The organism is Hydrogenophaga sp. (assembly GCF_041633695.1).
In the GTDB taxonomy this organism is placed as follows: domain Bacteria; phylum Pseudomonadota; class Gammaproteobacteria; order Burkholderiales; family Burkholderiaceae_C; genus Hydrogenophaga.
Map to the genome: position 1 here is coordinate 1 of NZ_JBFJMY010000190.1, position 7,593 is coordinate 7,593.

7 protein-coding genes and 1 tRNA gene are annotated in these 7,593 nt (G+C 64.5%); 1 reads left to right on the forward strand and 7 read right to left on the reverse strand.

All coding sequences use genetic code 11. From position 1 onward, the window contains the following. From ABYB95_RS12795 to ABYB95_RS12815, 5 genes are all read right to left on the reverse strand, one after another. A partial coding sequence (locus ABYB95_RS12795; RefSeq protein WP_372658944.1) for a CoA ester lyase occupies positions 1-608 on the reverse strand: 608 nt, incomplete at its 3' end. After that, the gene (locus ABYB95_RS12800; RefSeq protein ID WP_372658945.1) at positions 605-1,969 is read right to left on the reverse strand and encodes an MmgE/PrpD family protein; all 1,365 of its coding nucleotides are present in this window, start codon (positions 1,967-1,969) and stop codon (positions 605-607) included. The genes ABYB95_RS12800 and ABYB95_RS12795, both read right to left, overlap by 4 nt. Before the next feature lie 41 nt (positions 1,970-2,010). Continuing rightward, positions 2,011-3,216, reverse strand: coding sequence for a CaiB/BaiF CoA transferase family protein (locus ABYB95_RS12805; RefSeq protein WP_372658946.1), 1,206 nt, complete (start codon positions 3,214-3,216; stop codon positions 2,011-2,013). Between the two features lie 9 nt (positions 3,217-3,225). Next, the gene (locus ABYB95_RS12810; RefSeq protein ID WP_372658947.1) at positions 3,226-4,389 is read right to left on the reverse strand and encodes an acyl-CoA dehydrogenase family protein; all 1,164 of its coding nucleotides are present in this window, start codon (positions 4,387-4,389) and stop codon (positions 3,226-3,228) included. Positions 4,390-4,426: 37 nt separating this feature from the next. Continuing rightward, positions 4,427-5,311 carry a MaoC family dehydratase N-terminal domain-containing protein gene (locus ABYB95_RS12815; RefSeq protein WP_372658948.1) on the reverse strand — a complete coding sequence of 295 codons (885 nt, stop codon included), beginning with the start codon at positions 5,309-5,311 and terminating at the stop codon, positions 4,427-4,429. A 199-nt stretch (positions 5,312-5,510) separates the two neighbouring features. Here ABYB95_RS12815 and ABYB95_RS12820 point away from each other — a divergent pair, with 199 nt between their 5' ends. Beyond that, the gene (locus ABYB95_RS12820) at positions 5,511-6,419 is read left to right on the forward strand and encodes a LysR substrate-binding domain-containing protein (RefSeq protein ID WP_372658949.1); all 909 of its coding nucleotides are present in this window, start codon (positions 5,511-5,513) and stop codon (positions 6,417-6,419) included. Between the two features lie 86 nt (positions 6,420-6,505). Here the strand turns inward: ABYB95_RS12820 and ABYB95_RS12825 are convergent. Next, positions 6,506-6,582 (reverse strand) — tRNA-Pro (locus ABYB95_RS12825). Between the two features lie 52 nt (positions 6,583-6,634). After that, the gene (locus tag ABYB95_RS12830; protein ID WP_372658950.1) at positions 6,635-7,585 is read right to left on the reverse strand and encodes a polyprenyl synthetase family protein; all 951 of its coding nucleotides are present in this window, start codon (positions 7,583-7,585) and stop codon (positions 6,635-6,637) included. Positions 7,586-7,593: the final 8 nt, after the last annotated feature.

The following is a 7,593-nucleotide window of genomic DNA, read 5'->3' on the forward strand; positions in this document are numbered from 1 at the left end:
ACGGTGACACCGTCCACTGGGGATGCCAGACCCGCGCGGCGCGAAGCGGCCACGATGGCGAAGCGCGCCGGATGCAGCTCGGCTTCGTCCGCATCGCAGCGCATGCCCATATCGGCCTGCAAATCGAGGTGACCCAGCGCCAGGCGCAGCACGCCCGGGCTGTTGGCGATCTCATCGAGCGCACCCAGGCCTTGCGCCGATTCGACCAGAGGCAAGAGCACACAAGGGCCGGTGTTGCTGGCCGTGGCGACGTGCGCCCACACATGCGTCAGCTGTGCCGCAGACTCGGCCTTGGGCACAACCACCCCGGCCAGATCCTGGGCGGCGAGCTGCCTCACCAGCGCCAGATCGTCTTCGTGCCAGGGCGTGCCCGCTGCATTGATGCGCACCAGCAGACGCGCGCGTTCGGCCCCATCCAGGGTTGCAAAGGCCTGCGACAACTGCAAACGCGCAGTGGACTTTTCAGCCAGTGCCACAGCGTCTTCCAGGTCCACGATCACCGCGCCCGCGCCACTGTCGAGCGCCTTGGACAAGCGCTCCGGTCGGTTGGCGGGCACAAACAAAAAAGTGCAAACCGAGGCCAGCAGGGGCAGGGTGGGTGCGTTCATGGCTTGAGCAAAATCCCGACACGATCAGCGCTGGCGATTTGCCACAGACCATCGATGGCGGTCTGCATTTGCGTGGGTGTGGCCCCGCCGCTGTAAGCCGCCAGCCGCAAGGCCTTGTCGGTGATTTCCGCGCGGTTCAGGGTATTGCCCGGGTCGCCCTTGGGTTCGTCCACCCGGCCGTGCAACACACGGCCATCGGTGGTGTGCAGCGTGACTTTGCCGATCCAGCGCAGCGGGTAAGCGGTGTCCACCTCGTCGTCCAGCTGCATCTCGACCTTGTCGCAAAACGACACGGTATCGGCTTCTTTGAAGTGCAGGTCGAAGGCGTTGAGGTCGGCGTGCTCGAAGCGCGCCACCAGCGCCAATACCGTGCCCATGGAAAATTTGCTCTGGTGCACCGTGCTCGGGTTGACCACCGGGCCCAGCACGTCGATGGCACCCTGGTGCACATGGGCGACCACGCGCGCCACATCGCCGGGGCGAAGTTGGTTGGCCTTCATCACCTGCAGCAGCGCGTCGGCGGCGGGGTGGGTGTGGCGGCACGACGCATGGAATTTGAACGAGGTTTCCACCGTGGCCCAGCGCTGGCCCAGGCCATCCACGAGTTTGGCGGGATCGGCATCGCTGGACATGCCAGCGGCCATGCCTTGTGGCCCTTCAAAAATCTGTGCGGCGCCGGTGAAACCGTCCTGGGCCAGGTAGGCCGACATGAGGCCGGCCGCCGCGGCGTGGGCCGTGTGCAGCTGCTTGCTGTCGGACGCGGTGCGCAAAAACTCCCACAGCCCGGCCGACTGGGTGCCCGCCGAGCCGAAGGCGTGCAGCATCTGCGCGTTGTTCAGGCCAAGCAGATTCCCGACCGCGGCCGCGGCGGCCAGGGTGCCGGCGGTGCCGGTGGTGTGGAACACCTTGTAGTGCGAGCGCCCGAGAAACTCCCCGACCCGAATACCCACTTCGTAGCCCGCCACCGAGGCGGTCAAGAAGCGTTCCCCACTGGCTCCGATGGCCTGCGCCACCGCCAGCGCAGCGGGAAAGACGACGGCCGCCGGGTGAAAGACCGAGCCGTTGTGCACGTCGTCTTGCTCGGCCACATGAGAAGCGGCGGCGTTGACCATGGCCGCCAGATAGGGGCTGGTACGGCGTCGGTTGACGATGACCTCCGATGGGCCGCTGGGCTCGCTCGCTCCACCCATGGCAGTGGCAAAACGCGCGATGCTGTCCACCGGGCGCGAGCCGTGCCCAGCCACGGCCGAGCCGAACCAGTCGACCAGCAGGTCTTCGGTCTTGCGAACCACGGTCTCGGGAATGTGCTCGAACCGCAGTTCGGCGGCAAAGGTGGCAAGTTGGGCGCTGGGGGACGTCATAGGGGTTCTTTCAAGCGGCGTGTGGGTGCGGTGCGGGAGATTCAGATCCCGCCCGAAGCGCGCAAGGCGGCAATGGCGGCGGCACTCAGGCCGGTCTCCGCCAGAATGGCCTCGCTGTGCTGACCGACGGCGGGCACCGGGTCCATGCGGTATTCGAAGGCGTTGCTGCGGCCCGGCGGCAACAGGGCCGGTATGTCGCCCTCGGGCGAGCCCACGCTGCGCCAGCGCTCACGCGCTTGCAACTGCGGGTGGGCCCAGAGACCGGCCATATCGTTCATGCGTGCGTTGGCGATCTGCGCCTGGTCCAGCAAAGCGCAGACCTGGTCGGCGCTCAGCGCTCCAAAGGCGGCCAGCACAATGGCCTTGAGCGCCTCGCGGTTCTGGTTGCGGCGCGCGTTGTTGTCAAAGCGCGGGTCGGCTGCCAGCTCGGGGTTCTTCAACACCGTGTCGCAAAACGCTTTCCACTCGCGCTCGTTCTGCAGGCCCAGCATCACGGTGCCGCCGTCGCCAGCGGCAAAGGGGCCATAGGGGTAGATGCTGGCGTGGGCAGCGCCGCTGCGGGGCGGCGGAGGCGCACCTTCAAAGGCGTAGTACATCGGAAAGGACATCCATTCGCCCAGCGCTTCGAGCATGGACACGTCGATATGGCTGCCCACCCCGGTGGTGCCGCGCAGCAACAGCGCCGACAGCACGCTGGTGTAGGCGTACATACCGGCGGCGATGTCGGCCACCGAATTGCCCGACTTGCTGGGCACCTCGGGCGTGCCGGTGACCGACAGGAACCCGGCCTCGCTCTGGATCAACAGGTCGTAGGCCTTCTTGTCGCGGTAAGGGCCGTCGTCGCCGTAGCCCGAGATGTCGCACACGATCAGGCGTGGGTTGGCTTCGCTGAGCGCCGCAAACGACAGGCCCATGCGCGCCGCCGCACCGGGTGCCAGGTTTTGCACCAGCACGTCGGCCTTCAGCAGCAACTGTTTCAGGGCCGCCAGGGCGTCAGGCTGTTTCAAATCCAGCGTCAGGCTTTCCTTGGAGCGGTTGGTCCAGACGAAGTGGGAGGCCAGCCCCTTTACGCGGGTGTCGTAGTCGCGGGCAAAGTCACCGCGACCGGGCCGCTCGACCTTGATGACGCGCGCGCCCAGATCGGCCAACTGGCGGGTGCAGAACGGCGCGGCAATGGCGTGTTCCAGCGAGACCACGGTGATGCCGTCCAGCGGCCGGGGTTTCAGTGCGGGCAACTGTGTCGTCATGCCCGGCTTTCAGAACGAACGCGGCAGTTCGAGCAAGTGCTCGGCCACGTAGGAATAAATCAGGTTGGTCGAAATCGGCGCCACCTGGTAGAGGCGCGTCTCGCGGAACTTGCGCTCCACGTCGTATTCGGTGGCGAAACCAAAACCACCGTGGAACTGGATGCAGGCGTTGGCCGCCTCCCAGCTCGCCTTGGCCGCGAGGTACTTGGCCATGTTGGCCTGCGCGCCGCAGGGCTGGCCAGCGTCGAACAATTCACACGCCTTGTAGCGCATCAGGTTGGCGGCTTCAACTTCGATGTAGGCATCGGCAATCGGAAACTGCACGCCCTGGTTCTGCCCGATCGGGCGGCCGAACACCACACGCTCGCGCACGTACTTCGTCACCCGGTCGAGAAACCAGTAGCCATCGCCAATGCATTCCGCCGCGATCAGCGTGCGCTCGGCGTTCAGGCCATCGAGGATGTACTTGAACCCTTCGCCTTCTTTGCCGATGAGGTTTTCTTCGGGGATTTCCAGGTTCTCGAAGAACAACTCGTTGGTTTCGTGGTTGACCATGTTGGGAATGGGGCGCACCGTCATGCCGCTTTTTTCCGCCTGGCGCAAATCGACCATGAAGATGCTCATGCCCTGGGTCTTTTTCTTGACCTCCGCGAGCGGCGTGGTGCGCGCGAGCAGAATCATCCAGTCGGAATGCTGCACCCGCGAGATCCAGACCTTCTGGCCATTCACCACATACTTGTCGCCCTTTTTCACCGCGGTGGTCTTGAGCTGGGTGGTGTCGGTGCCGGTGCCGGGCTCGGTCACGCCCATGGACTGCAGCCGCCATTCGCCGGTCGCGATCTTGGGCAGGTACAAGGCCTTTTGCGCCGCCGATCCGTGGCGCAGCAAGGTGCCCATGTTGTACATCTGGCCGTGGCAGGCGCCCGAGTTGCCGCCGCTGCGGTTGATCTCTTCCATGATCACCGAAGCTTCGGCCAGGCCGAGACCTGAGCCGCCGTATTCGGCCGGAATCATGGCGGCCAGCCAACCGGCTTTGGTCAGCGCGTCGACGAAAGCCTCGGGGTAGCCGCGCCGTTCGTCGATCTGGCGGTGGTAAGCGTCTGGAAACTCGGCGCACAGCGCACGCACGGCGTCGCGGATCTCCTGGTATTGGTCGGGGGCGGTTTTGATCATGAAGTTGGGGTGGTTGATGTGATTGGGTAACCGGGGCTCAGGCGAGCGTCGCGCTGCCTTGCATGGTCAGCCAGCCTTCGTGGTCTTGGGCCCAGAGGCGAACGGTCTTGCCGTCGGCCGACGGTTGGCCATGGAGCCGGAAGGGGTGCAGGTCGAACGTGGGCCGAACGGCGCGGAATTCAAACGACTGGATGCACGCCTCCGGCAACTGCCGGCGCACCAGGTCCACGAGCAAGGTTGCGATCAGCGGGCCATGCACGATCAGGCCCGGGTAGCCCTCGACCTCGGTCACATAGCTTCGGTCGTAGTGGATGCGGTGCCCGTTGAAGGTGAGCGCCGAATAACGGAACAACAGCACAGCGTCGGGCACCACCTCGCGTTGCCAGACAGCGCCGGTTTCGGCGGCAACGGGTTTGGGCGCCGCGTCGTCCGCCCGGGCCGCTGCTCGGTAAACAATGTCGTGCTCTTCGGTGAGTGCCAAGCCCTGCGCGTTGTGCACTTCGTGCTGTACCAGCACAAACAGCAAGTCGCCGCTGCGCCCGGCCTTGTGATCAACAGACACGATCCTGGAGATGCGTCGTACCGCGTCGCCGACCCGGAGCGGGTTCTCAGCCTGCCACCGCAGCCGCCCACCCGCCCACATGCGCCGGGGCAGTGGCACGGGCGGCAAAAAGCCGCCGCGCTTGGGGTGCCCATCGGCGCCCAGCGCGCTTTGGCGCGCGTGCGGCAGAAAGCAGAGCCAATGCCACAAGGGGGGCAACACGCTGCCCGCCGCCGGGTCTGGGTCGTCGCGGTCCAGCGTGGCCGTCAAGGCACGCAGCGGCGCTGCGGTGATGTCGTCGTGGGTGGTTTCTGTGCGGTCGATCCAACTGCGCAAGTGCGCCAGCGTGGAAGCATCAAGGGTACGGACGTCGTCGCTCATGAGAATCGGGAGGGGAATACAAGATAGGGCACGCCCGCTATGGTCGGTGCAGTCGCCTCCCTGCGCAATCTCTGATTTCGAAAGCCGTGCTTTGGCATTTCCGAAGGGTATGCTTGAACCCTCTTCCGGCGCTTGCGCCGCGCACCCATGGGTTGCCCGGCTGCGAAGCCGGTCTGGTACCGCTACAACGTCCCTGTCCATGCACTTTGATCTGGTTGACTTGCGCCTCATTGTTCGGGTGGCCGAACTCAGCAGCCTCACCCGCGGCGCTGAAAGCTCGCACATTTCGCTGGCCGCCGCCAGCACCCGGATCAAGAACCTGGAAGAAAGCGTGGGGGCCAAATTGCTGTACCGCAGCAGCCAGGGCATGACATTGACGCAGCCCGGCAAGGCCTTTGTGCAACACGCCATGGTGGTGCTGGCGCAAATCGAGAACATGCGCGGCGACATGCAGGAATACGCGGACGGCATCAAAGGCCAATTGCGCATCTTCGCCAACACCACCGCCTTGTGCGAGTTCTTGCCACCGGTGCTGGGCAGCTATCTGCAAAGCCATCCGGACATCAACATCCACCTGCGCGAAATGCCCAGTCCCGACATCGTGCGCGCGGTGCTGGATGGTTACGCCGACATCGGGGTGGTGGCGGGTTCCGTGAGCACCGAAAACCTGGAGATCATTCCCTACCGCTCCGATCAACTGGTGCTGGTCGTGCCTTCCAGCCATTCTTTGGCGAACCGGTCCAGCATCGGCTTCAGCGAAACGCTGGATCTGGTGCATGTGGGCCTACACGAGGCCAGCGCTTTGCATACCTTTTTGAAGCAGATATGCGACCGCACGCACAGCCAGCTTCAGTTGCGCATACAAGTGGGCAACTTTGAAGCGGCGTGCCGCCTGATCGAGGCGCAAGCTGGGGTCGGGATCTTGCCTGCGTCGGCGGTGCATCTCCATGCCAAGTCCATGGCCATACAAATCGTTCCACTGGAAGATGCCTGGGCCGACCGCCACATGCATGTCTGTGTGCGCAACCTGGAGACCATGTCCGCATTTGCACGCGATCTGGTTGGCATGTTGGCGGAGGACGCCCGCAAAACGGTCAAACCCGTTTGAACAGACAAGTGTGAGCGGTGCGGCAAGGCGGGGGCAGTGTTGCTGCCTTGCCTTCTCTGGCCCCGATGGGGCCGACAAGCTTGGATTGGTCGGGGTGAGAGGATTCGAACCTCCGGCCTCTACGTCCCGAACGTAGCGCTCTACCTGGCTAAGCTACACCCCGACAAGCAAGCTTTTTCACGCCCTGCCGGGTGGGCGATTGGTCCCGCAAGGGCTCAGGAGCGGCGCTCCAAAAGCCCGGCCGCCAATTGTAGCAAGGCGGCGCTGAATTCATTCACCGGCAGCCGCTGTGCCGCGTCCATGGCGCGCTGTGCTTCGGCCATGGCGTAAGTGCGTGCGGTGTCCAGAGCGCCGGTCTGGCGGATGATGGACAAAATCTCGTCCAGATGGGCCAGATCGCCTTGTTCGATCGCGTTTCGGATCACCTCTTTCTGGCTTTCAGAGGCGCCACGCAGCGCGCAGATCACGGGCAGCGTGACCTTGCCTTCGCGCAAGTCATCGCCCAGATTTTTACCCAGCTCTTCGGCGTTGCCCTCGTAATCCAGCACGTCGTCGATCACCTGAAATGCCGTGCCCAAGGCCTGCCCATAGGTGGCGCAAAGTTCCTCCGTGGCGGTGTCTTCGCCGGCCAGGATCGGCGCCAGGCGGGCGCTTGCCTCGAACAGTTTGGCGGTCTTGGATCGGATCACCCGCATGTAGGCGGCCTCGTCCAGCGAGGCGTCGCGCATGTTCATCAGCTGCAGCACCTCGCCTTCGGCGATGACGTTGGTGGCGTCAGAGAGCACTTGCATGACGCGCATGTTGTTCAGATCCACCATCATCTGAAAAGCGCGCGAATACAGAAAATCGCCTACCAGTACGCTGGCCGCATTGCCAAAATGTTCATTGGCGGTTTCGCGGCCGCGTCGGAGCGTGGACTCATCGACCACATCGTCGTGCAACAGCGTGGCGGTGTGGATGAATTCGACCACGGCGGCCAGCGTGTGGCGGTCCGGGTGCGGATGCCCCAGCGCACCGCTGACCAGCAGCAGCAGCGCAGGGCGCAAGCGCTTGCCACCGGCTTGGATGATGTACTGCGCCACCTCGCGTACCAGAGGGACCTCGGTGGTCAACCGCTCGGCGATGATGCGATCCACCTGCAGCATGTCGGGCTGGATGATCTCCAGGGGATTGA